We start from the raw sequence: 20,594 nt of genomic DNA, 5'->3' as shown, positions 1-20,594 counted from the left end.
GACATTATGGAATCCCAACGCAGTTTTCTTTTTATTGCGCTTATGGTTGTTACCTATTTGCTATTTAACCAATGGCAAACAGACAAAGCTCCAATTCTTGAGCAACCAGCAGTAACTCAACAAACAACGCCAAGTACTAGTAACGGCGAATTTGTTCCTGAGTCATCAGCTACAGCAACGTCTATCAGCAATGAAACAAAAGTAGTTAGTGCTACGCTAATTACAGTAAAAAATGATGTTTTATCACTAAAAATTGATACTAACGGCGGCGACATTGTTGAAGCTAAATTACTTAAGTTCGATACCGAACAAGGTAATGGCATACCCTTTACTATATTGCGCAACGACCGTGACCGTTATGTAGCGCAAAGTGGCTTAACTGGCGCACAAGGTTTAGACCGTGTTATTCCTGGTCGACCTATTTATCAAACATCAGCGACTTCTTATCAAGCAAACGCTGGTGAGCCGCTAGTCATTGATTTGAATTATCTTGATGACGCAGGTTTGTCTGTTACTAAGCGTTTTACGCTCAATTACGACAGCTATGCCATTAATGTTGAATATATCATTGCCAATAACGCGACAAGCCCTGCAAGCGTACAAATGTATGCACAACTAAAGCAAACCACTTTAATTGATAGCTCAAGCGGTTTAATTCCGACTTATGTCGGTGCGGCCTATTCAACAACTGAAGATATATACGAAAAATATGACTTTGATGATATCGCTGAAGCCAACCTGAGTGTTACAACTCAAGGTGGTTGGGTTGCTATGTTGCAACACTATTTTGTATCATCTTGGGTACCAGAAAAAACTTCAGATAATCAATTATATACTAGATACTCTAGTAACAAAGACGCAGTGATCGGCTTTAAAGCTCCGGCAATAACGATTGAGCCTAACAGCACAGCAACCACATCAGCGACTTTTTATGTCGGTCCAAAAGACCAAGATGTATTAGAAAGTATTGAACAAAACCTTGATCTAACAATTGATTACGGATTTTTATTCATGATCAGCCAGCCATTATTCTGGTTGCTTATCAAAATTCAATCTATTGTAACTAACTGGGGTGTAGCGATTATTATCATTACCCTTATCGTTAAAGGTGGTATGTATCCATTAACGAAAGCGCAATATACCTCAATGGCTAAGATGCGGGCACTACAACCTAAAATGGCGCAGCTAAAAGAGCGTTTAGGTGATGATAAACAAAAAATGTCACAAGCCATGATGGAACTTTATCGTAAAGAAAAAGTAAATCCTGCTGGTGGTTGTTTACCCTTAATTATTCAAATGCCTATTTTCCTAGCACTATACTGGGTATTTTTGGAAAGTGTTGAATTACGTCATGCACCCTTTATGTTGTGGATACAGGATCTATCAGCACAAGACCCGTTTTACATTTTGCCGGTATTAATGGGTGTCAGTATGTTCATTATGCAAAAAATGCAGCCAATGACAGTGCAAGATCCTATGCAACAAAAAATAATGCAGTATATGCCAGTGATGTTTACGGTATTCTTTTTCTGGTTCCCATCTGGCTTAGTACTTTACTGGTTGGTCAGTAACCTTATTTCAATTGCACAAATGAAGATAATATTCTCGGGCATCGAAAAGGCCAAAGAGAAAGAAAAAGCCAAATAAGGTTATTTTTTATCGACTAAAAAGGTAGCTCAGGCTACCTTTTTTTATAACTTAAATTTGAGGTTATTAAACTTTGCTTGAATATTTTGCAAAAAAATAATCAACGAGGATATAGTTAAGGCAGTTTCATTCATTATCTAATCTACTTTAAAGCTAAGTAAAACAGCCAAATACAAGAGGTTTTGTGATATTCAGCTTTTTTATCAAAAAATAAAGTATCTATGAATGACAGCGCTCAAAATGGCTTTAGTTTTCCTTACATTTAACCTTAAAATAGTGAGCTTAGTTATCCCTGCTTCTTCTCTCATTGGTTCCTGCCTGTAAAAATAAACACCGAAAACACTAATGCCGACTGTAGTAAACAAGATACGACAAAGATAACTATCATTAACTAGCGACTATTCACCAAAACCAAGACTCATATCAAGCGCTTATACCATTCAAAGCAGAATAAATTACACAATAGCTCAGAGTACATTTGCAGCCGGTAATTAAGGCTTTATAATATCGCCCATTAAAGCCTAAACCGTTAACTGAGAAACTAACATGACCGACCTAGCTTTTACATCAGGCCAAAAAGAAACCATAGCAGCACAAGCTACAGCTCCAGGCAGAGGTGGTGTTGGTATCATCAGGGTTTCAGGGCCTGAAGTTAAAAATGTCGCTCAAGCCATATTAGGTAAAGTGCCTGAATTGCGCAAAGCCGAATATTTAACCTTTAAAGATCATAAAGGCCGAGCACTAGACCAAGGCATAGCACTCTATTTTAAAGGCCCTAATTCCTTTACCGGTGAAGATATTTTAGAACTACAGGGCCACGGAGGTCCGGTTATTTTAGATATGTTGCTCAAAGAGATTTTAACGCTACCTAAGGTACGCATGGCCGGCCCTGGTGAGTTTAGTGAACAGGCGTTTCTTAATGATAAACTTGATTTAACCCAAGCAGAAGCTATAGCCGATTTAATTAACTCAAGCTCAGAACAAGCGGCCCGCTGTGCTTTACATTCGTTACAAGGCGATTTTTCTAAACTGGTCCATCAAATGGTAAACGACACTATACATTTACGCATGTATGTGGAAGCCGCGATCGACTTTCCAGAAGAAGAAATAGATTTTCTTGCCGACGTGAAAGTGCTCAACGACTTAAAGGCCATCATTAGCCAAGTCGCAGAAGTAAAGAATAAAGCCCAACAAGGCAGTATTATTCGTGAAGGCATGCGGGTGGTTATTGCCGGTCGACCTAACGCCGGTAAGTCAAGCTTACTTAATGCCCTTAGTGGTAAAGAAAGCGCCATAGTCACTGACATTGAAGGCACCACGCGTGATGTATTATCTGAGCAAATCCACATTGATGGTATGCCACTGCATATTATTGATACTGCAGGGTTAAGAGAAAGTGTCGATGAGGTAGAGAAAATAGGTATAGAAAGGGCTTGGCAGGAGATCAAACAAGCAGACCGTGTCTTACTAATGATTGACTCTGCACAGGATGAAACCGAGGATCCAAAAGCAGCTTGGCCAGAATTTTTTGAAAAGTTACCCATTAATATCGGCTTAACTATTATTAGAAACAAAGCTGATATTAGCCAAGCAAAAACCGGTTACAGTGAACTCAATGCCACACCGACAATAACCTTGTCAGCTAAAACAGGTGCAGGCGTTACAGAGCTAACTGAGCACCTAAAACATATCATGGGTTACCAAGGTAGCACCGAAGGAGGTTTTATGGCCAGACGACGTCACTTGGTCGCTCTTGAACAAGCCCACCAACACTTAATTATTGGCTTAGAGCAACTTGAATCCTATGTCGCTGGTGAAATTCTGGCTGAAGAACTACGTTTTTGTCAGCAAGAACTCAATAAAATCACCGGTGAATTTACCAATGACGATTTATTAAGTGAAATATTTTCATCCTTTTGTATTGGTAAATAAAAAAAAATAATATGGTACTAACTTAAAACGAATTTATTTAGCACTATATTTGAATACCAACTTTATATTCACTAATTTTTTTAACAAAACTTAAACACTTTTTATAACAAGGAAAGGAAAAATGAAATTTATAAAAATAATTATTTTAGTTGCTACCATTTGGGCCAGCAGTAATGCTGTCACAGCCGCTAATTTAACGCATGATTTAGTGCAATGTGCCAATATAAAAAGTGAAAAACAAAGACTTCAATGTTTTGATGATTACATTAATAAATATTCAACAGAAATAGCGGGTGATATCACTATAGTAAGCGAACCAAAAGCGACAGAAATTGAAGATAAAGCCGAATTAGTATCATCCTTCGGTCAGGCTCATCGATATTCAAACCAAGAGCGTGAGTTTGATGAAATGACATCAACAGTAAAATTTGCAAGAAAAAATTTACACAAAAAATGGGAAATTGAATTAGAGAATGGTCAAGTTTGGGTAGAAAAAGGAGGCGATAAACGAGCTAAGTTTTCTGAGGGAGATCCTATAGTAATAACAAGAGGGATCATGAATAGTTTTAAGCTTAAGAAAGTTGGTACTAAACGCAGAATTAGAGTAAATCGCACTTTATAAATCAAATAACGATCCCGGTAATAATATCGATATAACTGCCTATCATTAATTCCCGTATAGGGTTTAGGATAGGCCGACTATAAACCAGCAGACAAAGCGCTTAAATCATAGTAACGCTGAACAAGCTGTTTCAAGCTAATAACTAAGGTAACCCTTAAGGCCAAGTTAAACGCCAAAATTGAAGAGCATCTTAACTATATACTTTATCAGCTATTGAACAGCAATAACGCCAAAAATAGGAAAATTAAACTGAAAAAAATCATGTTGGAGGGTGAAATATTAAACCGTAGTTAATCAATCGCCACTATATTTAAATCATCAACAAAATAATAGCCATTAACAATCTCAATTTTATTACACCTATGCGATGGTTGCTTAGAGCCTAATGTTTTTACATTTTTACATTTTAAGCGCTGACTTTTAGCACCATATAACTTTATATATTTTTCTCCCTCTAACGCTAATATTTCTAAATACTCGACAGGTAGTTTATCGTCCAGCATTTTTAGTGGCAATGCCCATGCTTGAGTTCTTTGTTCGTTGGCAACAGTAAGCCACCCGTAACTTTTAGTTAAATCTTGTTTTGTACCTTGTGCATTTAAATACATAGTACCAACAATATACTGCGCAGTTTTATCGCCTCTTTTAGCAAATATTTCAAGCTTAAGTAAAGCTTCATTATAATCGTTGACTTGATATAACCTGATAGCCGTTTTCAATTCTTTGTTATAACTAATAATATCAAGTACCTTCTCTGAGGAGAAAGCATGACTGAAAAATGAGATAGAGAGTATGATTGTGGTAATAATTAAATAACTAATAGGTCTATTCATCTTAATTCCAAAGCAAATTTTGTATTGAATTAAGAATAACTATTTTGATATTTCAATGTTTTTTCAATTGTAATAATGTGTTACTTGTAACTTTATAATATAAAAAACATATAAAAAATTTAATCTAAAACAAGATAAAATACTTAAATAGGAAGAGTAAATGAGCTCATTTCAAGTCATCGTTGGTAGTATGTTAGGCGGCTCAGAATATGTCGCAGAGGCCTGTGAAGAAACATTAACTGCGCTTGGTCATCAAGTTGAACTACATTTTCAACCAGATTTTGCGCAAATATTAAGCGAAAAACAAACTTGGTTAATTTGTACCTCAACACATGGTGCTGGCGACTATCCCGATAATATTCAAGCATTCGTGACAGATCTTGAAAATAGCGATCAAGATCTATCCTCAGTTAAATTTCTAACGATCGGTCTGGGTGATTCAAATTATGATACCTTTTGCTACGCAGCAAAAAATATCAATAAACTCCTATTATCAATAGGTTGCAATGAAATACTACCTTTGATCACATTAGATATGAGTCAAGATATAGATCCAGAAGAACGATCTCAAACTTGGTTATTTGAAAACAAAGATCATTTATAACCAACTTACCCATAAGTTATTAACAATTATAGCCCTACAAAAACACCATTGTGGATAACTCTGGGTAAAAGCTATTAATTTTCTATTATTATTCAGTGTATAGAAATGAAATTAAATCACCCTGTGGATAAGTAGCTGTTTTGATCAGAGCTTATAACTGACTTGATCAAAGCTTGATCACAAGAATACATGGGTATTAATATATTGTTTTATATGAAAAAAAATGACTTATCAACAGAAAATGGCGACCTTAATAAGTAATAATAATAAGATCTTTAAAGAGATCTTTATATATTACTTAAGGATCAAGCTTAGATCTTTTCCTAAATTAGATCATTCCCCTGAAGCGAAAAAGGCGCTAAAATATCGCTCTTAAAAAATAAATAGCAAAAAACTAAGGTCAGTAATTTATGTGGTATCAAGAGTCTTATGACGTAATTGTTGTTGGTGGTGGTCATGCTGGAACAGAAGCGTCACTCGCAGCAGCTCGCATGGGCTGTAAAACATTATTGTTAACCCACAACATTGACACCCTTGGTCAAATGTCGTGCAACCCAGCGATAGGCGGCATTGGCAAAGGTCATTTGGTTAAAGAAATTGACGCCCTCGGTGGCATAATGGCAACTGCAGCTGACCATGCTGCAATACAATTTAGAACCTTAAATGCCAGCAAAGGCCCTGCTGTTCGCGCTACTCGGATACAAGCTGATAGAAATTTATATCGAAACTTTGTCCGAAACTATCTAGAAAACCAAGAAAATTTAACTATATTTCAACAACCCTGTGACGATCTTATTCTAGAAAATAATAAGATCGTAGGTGTTTCTACTCAAATGGGTTTGAAATTTAAAGCTAAAAGCGTTGTGCTAACCGTAGGTACTTTTCTAGCAGGCCAGATCCATATTGGTTTAAATAATTACCAAGGCGGAAGAGCCGGTGATCCCGCCAGTGTAAACCTTGCGGATCGTTTACGTGATATGCCCTTTAGAATTGATCGCTTAAAAACGGGAACACCGCCACGCTTAGACGGCAGAACTCTTGATTTTTCTGTTATGGCAGAACAACCAGGTGATGATCCTAGACCGGTATTTTCTTACATGGGCTCAGGAGAGGATCATCCAAGACAAGTTTCATGTTTTATTACCCATACTAATCAAAAAACCCATGATATTATTAGATCAGGTTTAGACCGCTCACCCATGTATACCGGTGTTATTGAAGGCGTAGGACCACGTTATTGCCCATCAATTGAAGACAAAATACACCGTTTTGCTGATAAAGACAGCCATCAAATATTTGTCGAGCCTGAAGGCTTAAACACCCATGAAATTTATCCCAATGGTATTTCTACTAGCTTGCCATTTGATGTGCAAATGGATCTTGTTAGATCGATCAAAGGTTTTGAAAACGCCCATATCACCCGACCAGGTTATGCGATCGAATATGATTTTTTCGATCCTCGTGATTTAAAGCAAACGCTAGAAAGTAAATTTGTTGAAAACCTTTATTTTGCTGGCCAAATTAATGGCACTACCGGTTATGAAGAAGCCGGGGCTCAAGGGCTAGTTGCAGCAACTAATGCCGCGGCGAGAGTGCAAGGCAAAGAAGAACTCGTATTAACCCGAGATCAAGCCTACATGGGCGTGCTAATTGATGACCTAGCCACCTTAGGCACCAAAGAACCTTATCGTATGTTCACCTCACGAGCTGAGTATCGCTTATTGTTACGCGAAGATAACGCTGATATACGCTTAACAGAAAAAGGTCGTGCTTTAGGTTTGGTTGACGATCAACGTTGGCAGCGATTTAATGAGAAAATGGAAAATGTTGAGCTTGAACGCCAACGTTTACGTTCAACTTGGTTACAAAAGGATCATCCAGCCGTTGATCAAGTAAATAGCTTGTTGAAGACGCCTTTAAGTCGTGAAAATAGTTTAGAGGATCTGCTTCGACGTCCAGAAGTTCGCTATGACGATCTAGTCGCTATTGAAGGTTTAGGACCTAAACTCGCAGACAAACAAGCTGCAGAGCAAATTGAAATTCAAATAAAGTATGCCGGTTATATTGACCGACAACTGGATGAAATAGCGAAAAAGAAACGCCATGAAAACACGTTAATCCCAAGAGACTACGATTTTAGCCAAATATCAGGCTTGTCAAATGAGGTTGTTGCTAAGCTTTCAGACGCGCGCCCTGAAACTATTGGTAAAGCATCGCGTATTTCTGGTATTACTCCAGCAGCAATTTCGTTATTATTGGTTTATCTGAAAAAACATGGCTTATTACGCAAAAGTGCTTAAATAGTCAGCATAAACGAAAGATTCAACCTTATGACATTATCTGACCAACTTGTTGCTCTGATCAAGGAAACCTCACTTGAGGTTTCAACAGAGCAAATTTCTTTACTTATCCAGTACGTTGAATTATTAAACAAATGGAATAAAGCCTACAATCTAACCTCAGTACGTGATCCTAAAGATATGATGATAAAACATATCATGGATAGTTTAATGGTGGGTCCGCACCTTAAAGGTCAGTCATTTATTGATGTTGGCACTGGACCAGGTTTACCCGGTATTCCGCTTGCTATCTTGTATCCTGAGCGTAATTTTGTATTATTAGACAGTTTAGGCAAAAGAATTACCTTTTTAAGGCAAGTCGTTTTCCAATTAAAGCTTAATAATGTCACACCGGTTAAATCACGTGTTGAACAATATCATCCAGAGCAACCTTTTGATGGCGTATTAAGTCGAGCATTTTCATCATTAAACGATATGGTAACTTGGTGTGAACATTTAGTCAGTGTTGATCACGGGCGATTCTTAGCATTGAAAGGTATTTATCCTAGTGATGAAATAGCGGCTTTACCAAGTAATATAGCGGTTGCTAATAGTTATGCTATTGCCGTTCCTCAATTAGACGGCGAACGCCATTTGATTGAATTAGTTAAATCATAATTCATAATAAACTTGAGCAGAAAAGTATTGAGGAACCTGTGGGAAAAATAATTGCGGTTGCAAATCAAAAAGGTGGTGTTGGTAAAACGACAACCTCGGTCAATCTTGCTGCTTCACTGGCGGCAACTAAACGTAAAGTTTTACTGGTCGATCTTGATCCCCAAGGTAACGCTACTATGGGTAGCGGTATAGATAAATATGAAGTTCCAGCAACATGCTACGAATTACTGATCGAAGAGCGTCCATTTGAAGACGTCGTTTGTAGAAATACAGCGGGTATTTATGATCTTATTGCCGCAAATAGTGATGTAACTGCGGCTGAAATTAGATTAATGGAGGTTTATTCTCGAGAGCATCGTCTGAAAAATGCTTTATCAAAAGTAAGTCAAGACTACGATTATATTATTATTGACTGTCCACCGTCATTAAATATGTTGACGGTTAACGCCATGACCGCTGCAGACTCAGTGTTAGTGCCGATGCAATGTGAGTATTACGCTTTAGAAGGTTTAACCGCTTTAATGGATACCATTTCACAACTAACGTCAGTGGTTAATAGTAAACTCCATATTGAAGGTATTTTACGTACTATGTACGACCCTCGTAACCGTTTAGCGAATGATGTTTCTGAGCAATTAAAGCGCCATTTCGGTGATAAAGTTTATCGTACCGTTATTCCACGTAATGTGCGCCTAGCAGAAGCACCCAGTTTTGGTGCTCCAGTGATGTACTACGATAAATCATCTACAGGTGCAAAAGCTTATCTTGCCTTGGCGGGTGAAATACTACGTCGTGCAGAACCGAAAAAAACCTCTACACCGCAAGTCACTACAGAAGAATAATAAGGAATATTATGAGTCAAACTAAACGCAGAGGTCTAGGTCGCGGTCTTGATGCCTTATTAACAAAACCATCAGCAGATTTAACCGGTAATCTAGGTGATAAAACAGATACGCCCAGTAAAAATGCGGAATTACATAATTTACCAATAGAACAATTGCATCCTGGCAAGTATCAACCGCGCAAAGATATGTCGGCAGAAGCCTTAGATGACTTGGCAAACTCCATTAAATCGCAAGGTATTATTCAGCCTATTATTGTCCGGCCAGTCAGCGAGCACAGTTATGAAATTATAGCCGGTGAACGTCGTTGGCGTGCCGCTCAAATAGCAGCATTAGATACCGTGCCTTGTTTAATAAAACATGTGCCCGATGAAGCGGCAGTGGCGATTGCTTTAATAGAAAATATTCAACGTGAAGACTTAAATGCGATGGAAGAAGCTATCGCATTAGAACGATTGCTGATTGAATTTGAATTGACCCATCAAGAAGTTGCCGATGCGGTTGGCAAGTCAAGAACGGCGGTAAGTAACTTATTACGCTTAAATAATCTTAACAGTGAAGTTAAAACCTTGCTTGAGCATGGCGATATCGAGATGGGCCATGCCAGAGCACTATTAGCGTTAGATAATGACATTCAAACGAATACGGCACGTATTGTAGTAGCAAAAGAGTTAAACGTGCGCGAAACAGAAGCATTAATTAAAAAATTACAACAACCGGCGAAAGAAATAGTCACCAAGTCGGTAGATCCTAATACTAAGGCATTAGAGCAAAACTTATCTGAAAAATTGGGCTCGCAGGTTGCAATAAATCACAATAAACAAGGCAAAGGAAAGTTAGTGATATCTTACAGTGACCTATCAGAACTTGATGGTATTGTCTCACGCTTTAATTCTTTCTAGCACGACCTGAAAATAAGCCGCTAAAATCGACAAGGTTTACTAACCTAGATTCAAATAATAAAAACCGTTAAATAGCCATTTTTGAGCAACTGGAAAATGGCTATTTATTTGCTGTTTGTCATTTTGCTTTTATAATTCATTAATAATGTTTTAATCTCGGATTATACCTTAGTAGTATTGGGATTATACCTTAGTCGTAATTTATTCATTTAGTGGCAAATTTTGCAGAAAATGTTACCAATGAGCGGCCTCTCTTGTTGCATTAGTGCTGTAATTCAGTATACTTGCGACGGCTTTTTAGAGATGGAAAATTATCTTTAAAAAACTGTAAGCATTACGAAAAATGTCGTAGGAGTTTCTGGTGAGTTTGTTTATTCACAATGAGTTAGCTAGGCCAGGAAGAGAATTTGCTTTTAAGCAAATATTAGTCTCGATAATCATTGTTTTGCTTTGCAGTGTAGCAACATATTTTATTTGGGGATTATCGTTTGCACACTCGGTATTAAGTGGTGGCGCAATCAGTATAATCCCTAATTTTGTCTTTGCTCATAAAGCATTTAAATATGCCGGAGCAAGATCGTCAGAAAAGGTCTTAGATGCCTTTTATAGTGGCGAAAAATTGAAAATAGTATTAACGGCCTTTTTGTTTGCGCTAGCCTTTAAATTTTTAGCGATAGAGCCCATAGCTTTTTTCAGCAGTTATTGTTTAGTAGTGGCTTTGCCGTTATTAACACCATTTTTATTTAAACTTTAATCATTGGGATCATTAATATGTCTTCAGGTGCGGAAATTACCAGCCAAGAATATATTAAACACCATCTAACCAATTTGTCTGTCGGTGAGGGTTTTATGACCGTTCACATAGATACGCTTGGTTGGTCGGTGTTTTTAGGTTTGGTATTTATCATGTTGTTTCGTTCAGTTGCCAAAAAAGCAAGTACCGGTGTACCCGGTAGATTGCAATGTGCAGTTGAAATGGTCGTTGAATTTGTTGATGACAGTGTTAAAAGTACCTTTCACGGTAAAAATCCGGTTATCGCGCCATTGGCCTTAACTATTTTTGTTTGGGTTTTATTAATGAACGCCATGGACTGGGTACCGGTGGATTTAATACCGCGTATCTTTGAGTTGTTTGGTGTTAATTACATGAAAGCCGTACCAACAACAGATCCAAACATGACCTTTGCTTTAGCGTTAGGTGTTTTTGTTCTTATCCTTTATTACTCAATTAAAGTAAAAGGTATCGGTGGATTTATTAAAGAGCTAACGACCCAGCCATTTGGTCATTGGTCACTCTACCCGGTTAACTTTATTTTAGAGATGGTTACCTTACTGGCTCGCCCGTTATCACTCGCACTTCGTTTGTTTGGTAATATGTACGCCGGTGAATTGATCTTCTTATTGATTGCGACAATTGGTGTATTCCAATTGCCAGTACACTTCTTATGGGCTGCTTTTCACTTGTTAATCATCCCATTACAAGCGTTTATTTTCATGATGCTAACGATTTTATACTTGAGTCTAGCGCACGAAGATCATTAAATTTCTTACCCCTTCGGGGGTATGAATAACAGTTTCAACCTTAGTTTTTAAACTTTATAACTTTACTTAAATAATCGGAGATAAATATGTTATATATCGCTGTTGCTTTATTAATCGGTCTAGGTGCTCTTGGTACTGCGATTGGTTTTGGTTTACTTGGTGGCAAATTTTTAGAGTCTGCTGCACGTCAACCTGAATTAGCACCTCAACTTCAAGTTAAAATGTTCATCGTTGCAGGTCTTATCGATGCTATTGCTATGATCGGTGTTGCTATCGGCTTATACCTATTATTCGCAGTTGGTGTTCCAGCTTAATTTATAACGCGAATTTTAATAGGAGATACATAAATGAATCTTAATATGACCTTAGTTGGTGAATTAATCGCATTTATCGTATTCGTAATTTTTTGTATGAAGTATGTATGGCCACCAATTATTGGTGCCATCGAAGCACGCCAAGCAATTATTGCTGATGGGCTTGCTGCTTCTGACCGTGCGGCTAAAGATCTTGAGCTTGCTCAAGAGAAAGCTACAGCACAATTAAAAGAAGCTAAAGCGCAAGCGGCAGGTATTGTAGAAGCTGCTAAAAAGCGTGAAGTTCAGATAATTGAAGAAGCTGCAGTTAAAGCACATGCTGAGAAAGATAAAATCTTAGCGTCAGGTCATGCAGAAATTGATACTGAACGTAACCAAGCAAAAGAAGAACTACGTCAACAAGTTGCTATTTTAGCAGTTGCTGGTGCAGAGAAAATTCTTGAGCGTTCAATCGATGCCGCTGTACATAGCGACATTTTAGATAAACTTGTAGCTGAACTTTAGAGGGAAATGAGCTTATGTCTGAATTGACAACCATCGCTCGTCCCTACGCTAAAGCGGCGTTTGATTTTGCTATCGAAGCGAATACAGTCGAAAACTGGTTAGAAATGCTAGTTTTCGCTGCACAAGTTGCTGACGACACTACTATAAAGAATTATCTTTCTGGTGGCGCGTCAGTAGAACAAGCACAAGACATTTTTTTGAAAGTCTGTGATGTTCAACTTGATAGCAATGGCCAAAACTTAATTAAAGTGATGGCTGAAAATCAACGTTTATTGGTGCTACCACAAGTTGTTACTCAGTTTCGTGAATTAAAAGCGGAACATGAGAAAACAGTTTCTGTGGATGTAACGTCTGCTGTTGAATTAACAGCAGAACAAGAAACTACATTATGCGCTGCGCTTGAAAAGCGTTTGGCTCGAAAAGTAAAACTTAATTGTAACATTGATGCAAACGTAGTCTCTGGCTTAGTAATAAAAGCTGGTGACATGGTAATAGATGGTTCAGTACGAGGTAAATTGAACCGCTTAGCAACAATAATGCAATCCTAACGGGGAACAGAGTATGCAACTGAATTCCACTGAAATCGCTGAACTGATCAAGAGTCGTATTGAACAGTTTGACGTAGTTAGTGAAGCTCGTAATGAAGGTACTATCGTTTCTGTAACTGACGGTATCATTCGTATTCATGGTCTTGCAGACGTAATGCAAGGTGAGATGATTGAACTTCCTGGCAATCGCTTTGCTATCGCTTTAAACCTTGACCGTGATTCGGTCGGTGCGGTAGTTATGGGTCCTTATGCGGATCTAGCTGAAGGCGTTAAAGTAAAATGTACTGGTCGTATTTTAGAAGTACCAGTAGGACGTGGCTTATTAGGTCGCGTTGTTAACACACTTGGCGAGCCAATTGACGGTAAAGGACCTATCGAAAACGATGGTTTTGCACCAGTTGAAATGGTAGCACCAGGTGTAATCGATCGTAAGTCTGTTGATCAACCTGTACAAACAGGTATTAAATCAATCGATTCAATGATTCCAATTGGACGTGGCCAACGTGAACTTATCATTGGTGACCGTCAAATTGGTAAATCTGCAATCGCATTAGATGCAATTATCAATCAGAAAGACACAGGTATTAAGTGTGTATACGTAGCTATTGGCCAAAAAGCCTCTACGGTTGCTAACTTAGTTCGCTCATTAGAAGAACACGGCGCGTTAGATAATACTATCGTTGTTGTCGCTGGCGCTTCTGAAGCAGCCGCACTTCAGTACTTGTCAGCATATTCTGGCTGTACTATGGGTGAATACTTCCGAGATCGTGGTGAAGATGCACTAATCGTATATGATGATTTGTCTAAGCAAGCAGTTGCTTACCGTCAAATTTCATTACTTTTACGTCGTCCGCCAGGCCGTGAAGCTTACCCAGGTGACGTTTTCTATCTTCACAGTCGTTTACTTGAACGTGCTGCTCGTGTAAACGAAGCATACGTTGAACGTTTCACAAAAGGCGCAGTTAAAGGCAAAACAGGTTCTTTAACAGCATTACCTATCATTGAAACGCAAGCGGGTGATGTATCTGCATTCGTACCTACTAACGTAATCTCAATTACCGATGGTCAGATTTTCTTAGAATCTAACCTATTTAACTCAGGTATTCGTCCTGCGGTTAACGCTGGTATTTCTGTATCACGTGTTGGTGGTGCTGCTCAAACTAAAATCATCAAGAAATTAGGTGGTGGTATTCGTTTAGCATTAGCACAATATGCCGAATTAGCAGCCTTTGCTCAATTTGCCTCAGATTTAGATGACGCTACACGTGCTCAATTAGAGCATGGTCAACGCGTTACTGAATTGATGAAGCAAAAGCAATACAGCCCATTGTCAATTGCTGAAACAGCTGTATCTTTATTTGCCGCAGAAAAAGGCTTTTTAAATGATATCGCTATCAACAAAGTTGTTGATTTTGAAGATGCATTACGTTCATACGTAAACAATGACCACGCTGAGTTGATGGCTACTATCAATGAAAAAGGCGACTATAACAAAGATATCGAGTCTGGTTTAGCGAAAGCGATTGAAGCTTTCAAAGCTACTCAAACTTGGTAATTTAGTTAACCTTTTCGGAGAATAGTCATGGCCGGTGGTAAAGAGATAAAATCGAAGATCGGAAGTGTAAAAAATACACAGAAGATCACCAGCGCAATGGAAATGGTTGCAGCAAGCAAAATGCGTAAAGCGCAAGAAAGCATGGCTGCCTCTCGTCCATACGCTGAAAATATGCGAAATGTGATCGGTCACATCGCGCTTGGTAATTTAGAATTTCGTCATCCATATATGGTTGAACGTGAAGCTAAGCGCGTAGGTTATATCGTTGTCTCAACAGACCGTGGTTTGTGTGGTGGTTTAAATATTAATTTATTTAAACAAGTACTTGCTGATGCAGGTAAACACCAAACAGCTGGTGCCGAAGTTGAATTTGCCGTAGTGGGTTCTAAAGCTACGTCATTTTTCAACAATATGGGTGCTAAAGTTGTTTCACAAATTTCAGGATTAGGTGATAGCCCATCGCTAACCGATTTAATCGGTAGTGTGAAGGTTATGCTAAATGCCTATGATAATGGTGAGATAGACAGATTGTTCATTGTATATAACAAGTTTGTTAATACCATGACGCAAAAGCCGACAATCGATCAACTTTTACCTTTGCCTAAGTCAGATGATGACGCTATTAAGCATCGCTGGGATTATATATACGAACCTGATGCTCAAGCAATACTTGAACATTTATTGGTACGTTATACAGAATCTCAAGTATATCAAGGTGTGGTTGAAAACCTAGCCTGTGAACAAGCCGCTCGTATGGTTGCAATGAAATCTGCAACTGATAATGCGGGTGACTTAATTGATGATTTACAATTGGTATACAACAAAGCGCGTCAAGCAAGTATTACTCAAGAGTTGGGTGAAATTTGTGCTGGTGCAGCAGCGGTATAAGCAAAGGTTCTTTGTTTATTTTATTAGTAAATAAGAGCACAAGATTAGAGGATTAAACATGAGTACAGGTAAAGTCGTCCAAATCATTGGCGCAGTTGTGGATGTAGAATTTCCACAAGATGCTGTACCTCAGGTATATGACGCGTTAAATGTAACTGAAGGTGACCTTTCAGGCTTAGTACTAGAAGTACAACAGCAATTAGGTGGTGGTGTAGTTCGTACTATCGCCATGGGTTCATCAGATGGTTTGCGTCGTGGTCTGAACGTAGAAAACACAGGTAGTAACATCCAAGTACCAGTAGGTGTATGTACATTGGGTCGCATTATGAACGTATTGGGTGAGCCTATCGATGAAGCTGGCCCAATCGGTGAAGAAGAAAAGTGGTCAATTCACCGTCAAGCGCCAGCATATGCTGACCAGGCGTTGTCAAATGAACTACTTGAAACTGGTATCAAAGTAATAGATTTAGTTTGTCCATTCGCTAAGGGTGGTAAAGTAGGTTTATTCGGTGGTGCTGGTGTTGGTAAAACCGTTAACATGATGGAACTTATTCGTAACATTGCGATCGAGCATAGCGGCTACTCAGTATTTGCTGGTGTAGGTGAGCGTACTCGTGAAGGTAACGATTTCTATCATGAAATGAACGATTCAAATGTACTTGATAAAGTATCACTTGTTTACGGTCAAATGAACGAGCCTCCAGGAAACCGTTTACGTGTTGCCTTTACTGGTTTGACAATGGCTGAAAAATTCCGTGATGAAGGTCGTGACGTATTATTCTTTGTTGATAATATTTACCGTTACACCTTAGCTGGTACTGAAGTATCTGCATTGCTAGGCCGTATGCCATCAGCGGTTGGTTATCAACCAACACTTGCTGAAGAAATGGGCGTATTGCAAGAGCGTATTACTTCAACGAAGAAAGGTTCAATCACTTCAATCCAAGCGGTATACGTACCAGCAGATGATTTGACTGATCCCTCTCCAGCTACTACTTTTGCTCACTTAGATGCAACAGTTGTATTGAGTCGTGATATTGCTTCGCAAGGTATTTACCCTGCAATTGACCCACTAGATTCTACTTCGCGTCAATTAGACCCGTTAGTAGTTGGTGCTGAGCATTATGAAACAGCTCGTGGCGTTCAATCAACATTACAACGTTACAAAGAACTTAAAGATATCATCGCCATATTAGGTATGGATGAGTTATCTGAAGAAGATAAATTATCGGTGAATCGCGCACGTAAGATTCAACGTTTCTTATCTCAACCCTTCTTTGTTGCTGAAGTATTCACCGGATCTCCTGGTAAGTATGTATCACTTAAAGACACAATTAGTGGCTTTAAAGGATTACTTGCAGGCGAGTATGATGATTTACCTGAGCAGGCTTTCTACATGGTTGGTTCTATTGAAGAAGCAGCTGAAAAAGCTAAAAACATGTAATGAAGGCTGGTGATTAACATAAGTTAGTCACCTATTAGGAGGTCAAATGGCATTACTTTCTGTAAATCTGAATGTTGTAAGCGCTGAAGAAAGTTTATTTTCGGGTAGCATTGAATCATTACAGATCACAGGTAGCGAAGGTGAATTAGGCATTATGCCTGGTCACGCACCTTTGCTGACCTCACTAAAACCTGGTATGGCAAGAATCGTTAAAAAAGGTGGTGATGAAGAAATCATTTATCTTTCTGGCGGTATGCTAGAAGTTCAACCAAATAACGTTACTGTATTAGCGGATATCGCGGTACGTGGCGCTGATTTAGATGAACAAGCGGCACTACAGGCTAAAGAACGCGCAGAGAAACACTTGAATGAACATGGTAATGATGTTGATTACGCAGAAGCCGCAGCTGAACTAGCTCGTGCTGTTGCGCAATTACGTGTTATCCAAGCAACAAGTAAAAAATAACCTCCGCGTTTTACATTAAGTTTTAGTGATAAAAAAAAAGCGACTTTTACTTCGGTAAATAGTCGCTTTTTTATTATTTATGATGGCTGAAAAAATGTTTACTCCACTGCTCCACTACTCCACTTAGCCACTTAATTCAGCCAATCCAACGATCATTTTAACCCTACCTCATTGTTTTAAATTAATAACTTCCCGTCAAAGTAAGAAAATAATTATAGACAAATTTAAAGTTAGCTAGAGTCATTAGCAGCGCATTTGACTAGATTTTTTTTGAAAAAAATTGAATTTGTACGAAAAACGTACTATAGAGGTATATAGTAGAACCATAGTGTTGACATTACTTAAGGGGTAAATATGTATCACAAACGTATATTTTCACTTCCGCAGTGTTTTTTTAAGGCCTTGAAATATTTGGTTTTTGTCTTCAGTTTCATGTTTGCTACTAGTGCTAGTGCTAGTGAAGAAGACGATGCTTTAGCAAAAGCACAAGCAGATATGAACGCAGAGGTTTTTTCTAAACCTTTTCTCGCTGAACGACCAGAAGAAGTCAATTCCTATATCAAAAGTATGTTGGAAAAAAATATTAAGCCGCCTGAGTATAGTGGCAACTATTGGCGTCGAGGTTACACATGTCGAGATTTATTACGTCATAACTGGACTCAATATAGAAACTGTCAATATTACTATCGTTATCATGGCCGCTATTATTATTAGAAAAATATTATTTATCACAGGGCTGTAAATCTAACTATATAAAGGAAATATTATGAAAAGATGGAAGATGTTACTCAAATTCAGTTTTGTTGGTTTAATTATTACTACACTGGCGAGTTGCTCGGCAATTCACACCTCAGTGGCTAAAAGGAACTTAGATGTACAAACAAAAATAAGTACATCTATATTTGTTGATCCTGTGCCAGCAAATAAAAGAAAAATTTATTTAGAGGTTAGGAGTGCGGTAATGGAGTTTGATCGTGTTTCATTTAGAAAAGCACTTTCTCACCAATTAGTTAATAGTGGTAATGGCTATACTTTGACAAATGATCCTGAGAAATCTCAGTATAGGATGAGTGTTTTTGTCAGAAACTTAGAAAAAACTACACCTGAAGCGGCAGCATCAGCATTAAGTGCGGGTTTTCAAGGTGCAAGTATAGGTGCGGTAGCATCAGCAGCTACTGGTGGCTCATATCGAGGTGCAGCAGCAGCAGGTCTTGTTGTTGGGTTAGCTTCAACGGTTGCAAACGCTTATGTGCAAGATGTGGTGTATTTACTTGTTGCTGACATACAAATTAAAGAGCGTGCTAAAAAAGGCGTTATTGTTCGTCGTGACTCAAAAGTGAATACTAAAATATCTGATGATGGCGCAAGCACTCAAACTTATTCAGAGGCAACAAGTATGAAAGAGTATAGAACCAGAGTGGTGACTACAGCAAATAAAGCTAATTTAGAACTTGAAGAGGCGCAGCCACTAATGTTCGATAAAACAGCCTATGCAATGTCGGCATTTTTTTAATGGTTGAGCCGATATAAGCTAGTTATGTTGATAAGCCACAATTTTTTTAAGCGTTGTGGCTTTTTATAACCTAACCATAGCTTAGCTATGACTTAACTATGACTTAACTATTACTGACTTTATGCTGACAACTGTGCTTTTTTTAGTAAAGTATATAACTCATCTTTTAAGTGTAAACGGGCTAGTTTTTGTTGTTCTAAATACGTATCTGATGTTGACTCAACACCAACCTCTATACGGTAAATTTCTTTATCTAACTGATGATAATCTTTAAATAAGCGGGCAAAATGTGCATCTTGCACTTTTAAGTGATGGATTTCTTTTTCTAATTCTGGAAATTCATGGTGTAAAGCGTGTTTTTCTATCATTAGGGTTGCTCCTATTTAGCACAATTAATACAAGTATTGATATAAGGTAATATTTTTAAACGCTCTGGATTGATAACTTCAGTGCATTGGCTGCAAAAACCATATTCATTATTTTCAAAACGAGTTAACGCTTGGTTAATTAAGCCTAGTTCAATTTTAGCTTCGTGATGAATTTCATTAAGCACTTCATTATTTTCGTTTTCACAAGTTTGTTCAGAAAAGTCTTGAGAACGACCTTTTTTAAAGTCTGCTTCAATTGCACTAATACGTCTTTGAAGTTCAGATTTTTTTTCTAATAAACTACTTAGAATTTCTTTATTCATTAGCATTCCTCCTTAAGCCTCAATTCATTTTAAGCCTCTAGTTGCTATCTGTTTTGATCTAGCGCAATAATTTGCTCAAGTTTTTACATTATTTAAGGGTTAAAACTTAGTCAGCGAATGGCGACCAAAGGTATTATTTTTCGTCTAAATAACTGGGTTTTTTGTTAGTGAGTAGCTAAACTAAATAGCCCAGTCATCATCAAGAAAGAAAATGGTTCACAATAAAGTGTCGTGGAAAAACAGTCAGCAAGAATACGGCTTGCTGAGTAAATTACTACACTGGCTCTCGGCCTTAACGGTTTTTTCGTTATTTGCCTTAGGGTTTTGGATGGTCGAGTTAAACTACTCAAGTCAATGGTATCAACTAGCCCCGCACTGGCATGAAAGTGTTGGGATACTTTTATTCATGGTCACTATATTTAGATTGTTGTGGCGTCGTATTGCCGGCTCTCCCGGTGCAATAACTAGTCATAGTGCTTTTGAGAAAAAAGCTTCAGCTTTAATGATATTTATTTTGTATATCACGCTGTTTACTGTTTTAATTTCTGGTTACTTGATCACCAGTGCTAATGATAAAGCCATTGCTGTTTTTGATTGGTTTAAGGTTATACCATGGGTACTGGGGATAAAAAACCAGGAAGATATTGCAGGTGTGGTACATTATTACGTAGCATACGGCATAATAATTTTCGCGTTATTGCATGCATTAGCTGCCTTAAAACATCATTTTATTGACCAAGACGTCACGCTAAAACGTATGACTAAAACCACAGATAAATAATTAAAGGAA

General features: G+C 38.1%; 23 protein-coding genes. 20 read left to right on the top strand and 3 right to left on the bottom strand.

Translation table 11 applies throughout. From position 1 onward, the window contains the following. Positions 1-6 precede the first annotated feature (6 nt). The 3 genes from yidC to H4J61_RS17585 all read left to right on the top strand — a co-directional run bounded on the left by yidC (position 7) and on the right by H4J61_RS17585 (position 4,201). Entirely contained in the window at positions 7-1,647 is a 1,641-nt protein-coding gene (yidC, locus tag H4J61_RS17595) for a membrane protein insertase YidC (protein WP_182186643.1), read from the top strand. 546 nt (positions 1,648-2,193) lie between these two features. Beyond that, positions 2,194-3,579 carry a tRNA uridine-5-carboxymethylaminomethyl(34) synthesis GTPase MnmE gene (gene mnmE, locus H4J61_RS17590; protein ID WP_182186641.1) on the top strand — a complete coding sequence of 462 codons (1,386 nt, stop codon included), beginning with the start codon at positions 2,194-2,196 and terminating at the stop codon, positions 3,577-3,579. 121 nt (positions 3,580-3,700) lie between these two features. Beyond that, positions 3,701-4,201 (top strand): hypothetical protein, encoded by a 501-nt coding sequence (locus H4J61_RS17585; protein ID WP_182186639.1) that lies wholly within the window; start codon positions 3,701-3,703, stop codon positions 4,199-4,201. A gap of 290 nt (positions 4,202-4,491) precedes the next feature. Here the strand turns inward: H4J61_RS17585 and H4J61_RS17580 are convergent, their stop codons facing one another. Further along, positions 4,492-5,034, bottom strand: coding sequence for a sel1 repeat family protein (locus H4J61_RS17580; RefSeq protein ID WP_182186637.1), 543 nt, complete (start codon positions 5,032-5,034; stop codon positions 4,492-4,494). Positions 5,035-5,194: 160 nt separating this feature from the next. On the opposite strand from H4J61_RS17580, the gene mioC reads away from it, so the two are divergent. From mioC to H4J61_RS17500, 16 genes are all read left to right on the top strand, one after another. Beyond that, positions 5,195-5,638, top strand: a complete 444-nt coding sequence (gene mioC, locus H4J61_RS17575; RefSeq protein WP_182186635.1) for an FMN-binding protein MioC — start codon at positions 5,195-5,197, stop codon at positions 5,636-5,638. Between the two features lie 410 nt (positions 5,639-6,048). Further along, the gene (gene mnmG / locus H4J61_RS17570) at positions 6,049-7,938 is read left to right on the top strand and encodes a tRNA uridine-5-carboxymethylaminomethyl(34) synthesis enzyme MnmG (protein WP_182136215.1); all 1,890 of its coding nucleotides are present in this window, start codon (positions 6,049-6,051) and stop codon (positions 7,936-7,938) included. Positions 7,939-7,968: 30 nt separating this feature from the next. Continuing rightward, positions 7,969-8,595, top strand: a complete 627-nt coding sequence (rsmG, locus tag H4J61_RS17565; protein WP_182186633.1) for a 16S rRNA (guanine(527)-N(7))-methyltransferase RsmG — start codon at positions 7,969-7,971, stop codon at positions 8,593-8,595. Between the two features lie 38 nt (positions 8,596-8,633). After that, positions 8,634-9,437, top strand: coding sequence for a ParA family protein (locus H4J61_RS17560; RefSeq protein WP_182136217.1), 804 nt, complete (start codon positions 8,634-8,636; stop codon positions 9,435-9,437). 11 nt (positions 9,438-9,448) lie between these two features. Further along, positions 9,449-10,339, top strand: a complete 891-nt coding sequence (locus tag H4J61_RS17555; RefSeq protein ID WP_182186631.1) for a ParB/RepB/Spo0J family partition protein — start codon at positions 9,449-9,451, stop codon at positions 10,337-10,339. Positions 10,340-10,700: 361 nt separating this feature from the next. After that, positions 10,701-11,093 (top strand): ATP synthase subunit I, encoded by a 393-nt coding sequence (locus H4J61_RS17550; protein ID WP_310649896.1) that lies wholly within the window; start codon positions 10,701-10,703, stop codon positions 11,091-11,093. Between the two features lie 17 nt (positions 11,094-11,110). Beyond that, positions 11,111-11,881: a F0F1 ATP synthase subunit A gene (gene atpB / locus H4J61_RS17545; protein WP_182136219.1), complete on the top strand. Its 771-nt coding sequence runs from the start codon at positions 11,111-11,113 to the stop codon at positions 11,879-11,881. An 86-nt stretch (positions 11,882-11,967) separates the two neighbouring features. After that, the gene (atpE, locus tag H4J61_RS17540) at positions 11,968-12,195 is read left to right on the top strand and encodes a F0F1 ATP synthase subunit C (RefSeq protein ID WP_077284459.1); all 228 of its coding nucleotides are present in this window, start codon (positions 11,968-11,970) and stop codon (positions 12,193-12,195) included. A 33-nt stretch (positions 12,196-12,228) separates the two neighbouring features. Next, positions 12,229-12,699 (top strand): F0F1 ATP synthase subunit B, encoded by a 471-nt coding sequence (gene atpF, locus H4J61_RS17535; RefSeq protein WP_182136220.1) that lies wholly within the window; start codon positions 12,229-12,231, stop codon positions 12,697-12,699. 14 nt (positions 12,700-12,713) lie between these two features. Then, complete coding sequence (gene atpH / locus H4J61_RS17530) at positions 12,714-13,247, top strand: F0F1 ATP synthase subunit delta (RefSeq protein WP_182136221.1); 534 nt, start codon at positions 12,714-12,716, stop codon at positions 13,245-13,247. A gap of 13 nt (positions 13,248-13,260) precedes the next feature. Then, positions 13,261-14,802: a F0F1 ATP synthase subunit alpha gene (gene atpA / locus H4J61_RS17525; RefSeq protein WP_182136222.1), complete on the top strand. Its 1,542-nt coding sequence runs from the start codon at positions 13,261-13,263 to the stop codon at positions 14,800-14,802. Between the two features lie 27 nt (positions 14,803-14,829). Next, the gene (gene atpG / locus H4J61_RS17520; RefSeq protein ID WP_182136223.1) at positions 14,830-15,690 is read left to right on the top strand and encodes a F0F1 ATP synthase subunit gamma; all 861 of its coding nucleotides are present in this window, start codon (positions 14,830-14,832) and stop codon (positions 15,688-15,690) included. A gap of 58 nt (positions 15,691-15,748) precedes the next feature. Then, positions 15,749-17,134 carry a F0F1 ATP synthase subunit beta gene (gene atpD / locus H4J61_RS17515; RefSeq protein WP_182136224.1) on the top strand — a complete coding sequence of 462 codons (1,386 nt, stop codon included), beginning with the start codon at positions 15,749-15,751 and terminating at the stop codon, positions 17,132-17,134. A 46-nt stretch (positions 17,135-17,180) separates the two neighbouring features. Further along, positions 17,181-17,600, top strand: a complete 420-nt coding sequence (locus H4J61_RS17510; protein WP_182136225.1) for a F0F1 ATP synthase subunit epsilon — start codon at positions 17,181-17,183, stop codon at positions 17,598-17,600. Positions 17,601-18,032: 432 nt separating this feature from the next. Next, positions 18,033-18,314, top strand: coding sequence for a hypothetical protein (locus H4J61_RS17505; protein WP_182186690.1), 282 nt, complete (start codon positions 18,033-18,035; stop codon positions 18,312-18,314). Between the two features lie 52 nt (positions 18,315-18,366). Beyond that, entirely contained in the window at positions 18,367-19,113 is a 747-nt protein-coding gene (locus H4J61_RS17500; RefSeq protein WP_182186628.1) for a complement resistance protein TraT, read from the top strand. 119 nt (positions 19,114-19,232) lie between these two features. On the opposite strand, the gene H4J61_RS17495 is transcribed toward H4J61_RS17500, so the two are convergent. Further along, positions 19,233-19,481: a YdcH family protein gene (locus H4J61_RS17495; protein WP_182136227.1), complete on the bottom strand. Its 249-nt coding sequence runs from the start codon at positions 19,479-19,481 to the stop codon at positions 19,233-19,235. Between the two features lie 11 nt (positions 19,482-19,492). Continuing rightward, positions 19,493-19,804, bottom strand: coding sequence for a TraR/DksA C4-type zinc finger protein (locus H4J61_RS17490; RefSeq protein WP_182186625.1), 312 nt, complete (start codon positions 19,802-19,804; stop codon positions 19,493-19,495). Positions 19,805-20,015: 211 nt separating this feature from the next. Here H4J61_RS17490 and H4J61_RS17485 point away from each other — a divergent pair, with 211 nt between their 5' ends. Then, positions 20,016-20,585 (top strand): cytochrome b, encoded by a 570-nt coding sequence (locus H4J61_RS17485; protein ID WP_220461311.1) that lies wholly within the window; start codon positions 20,016-20,018, stop codon positions 20,583-20,585. Positions 20,586-20,594 lie beyond the last annotated feature (9 nt).

The organism is Colwellia sp. MB3u-4 (genome assembly GCF_014077065.1).
GTDB lineage: Bacteria > Pseudomonadota > Gammaproteobacteria > Enterobacterales > Alteromonadaceae > Cognaticolwellia.
Note: the sequence above shows the minus strand (reverse complement) of the source record. Positions and strands in the feature narration are given on the sequence as shown.

Coding starts and splice junctions, on each gene's coding strand:
- yidC (WP_182186643.1), top strand. CDS start 7: ATGGAATCCCAACGCAGTTTTCTTTTTATTGCGCTTATGGTTGTTACC.
- mnmE (WP_182186641.1), top strand. CDS start 2,194: ATGACCGACCTAGCTTTTACATCAGGCCAAAAAGAAACCATAGCAGCA.
- H4J61_RS17585 (WP_182186639.1), top strand. CDS start 3,701: ATGAAATTTATAAAAATAATTATTTTAGTTGCTACCATTTGGGCCAGC.
- H4J61_RS17580 (WP_182186637.1), bottom strand. CDS start 5,034: ATGAATAGACCTATTAGTTATTTAATTATTACCACAATCATACTCTCT.
- mioC (WP_182186635.1), top strand. CDS start 5,195: ATGAGCTCATTTCAAGTCATCGTTGGTAGTATGTTAGGCGGCTCAGAA.
- mnmG (WP_182136215.1), top strand. CDS start 6,049: ATGTGGTATCAAGAGTCTTATGACGTAATTGTTGTTGGTGGTGGTCAT.
- rsmG (WP_182186633.1), top strand. CDS start 7,969: ATGACATTATCTGACCAACTTGTTGCTCTGATCAAGGAAACCTCACTT.
- H4J61_RS17555 (WP_182186631.1), top strand. CDS start 9,449: ATGAGTCAAACTAAACGCAGAGGTCTAGGTCGCGGTCTTGATGCCTTA.
- atpB (WP_182136219.1), top strand. CDS start 11,111: ATGTCTTCAGGTGCGGAAATTACCAGCCAAGAATATATTAAACACCAT.
- atpE (WP_077284459.1), top strand. CDS start 11,968: ATGTTATATATCGCTGTTGCTTTATTAATCGGTCTAGGTGCTCTTGGT.
- atpF (WP_182136220.1), top strand. CDS start 12,229: ATGAATCTTAATATGACCTTAGTTGGTGAATTAATCGCATTTATCGTA.
- atpH (WP_182136221.1), top strand. CDS start 12,714: ATGTCTGAATTGACAACCATCGCTCGTCCCTACGCTAAAGCGGCGTTT.
- atpA (WP_182136222.1), top strand. CDS start 13,261: ATGCAACTGAATTCCACTGAAATCGCTGAACTGATCAAGAGTCGTATT.
- atpG (WP_182136223.1), top strand. CDS start 14,830: ATGGCCGGTGGTAAAGAGATAAAATCGAAGATCGGAAGTGTAAAAAAT.
- atpD (WP_182136224.1), top strand. CDS start 15,749: ATGAGTACAGGTAAAGTCGTCCAAATCATTGGCGCAGTTGTGGATGTA.
- H4J61_RS17510 (WP_182136225.1), top strand. CDS start 17,181: ATGGCATTACTTTCTGTAAATCTGAATGTTGTAAGCGCTGAAGAAAGT.
- H4J61_RS17505 (WP_182186690.1), top strand. CDS start 18,033: ATGTTTGCTACTAGTGCTAGTGCTAGTGAAGAAGACGATGCTTTAGCA.
- H4J61_RS17500 (WP_182186628.1), top strand. CDS start 18,367: ATGAAAAGATGGAAGATGTTACTCAAATTCAGTTTTGTTGGTTTAATT.
- H4J61_RS17495 (WP_182136227.1), bottom strand. CDS start 19,481: ATGATAGAAAAACACGCTTTACACCATGAATTTCCAGAATTAGAAAAA.
- H4J61_RS17490 (WP_182186625.1), bottom strand. CDS start 19,804: ATGAATAAAGAAATTCTAAGTAGTTTATTAGAAAAAAAATCTGAACTT.
- H4J61_RS17485 (WP_220461311.1), top strand. CDS start 20,016: ATGGTTCACAATAAAGTGTCGTGGAAAAACAGTCAGCAAGAATACGGC.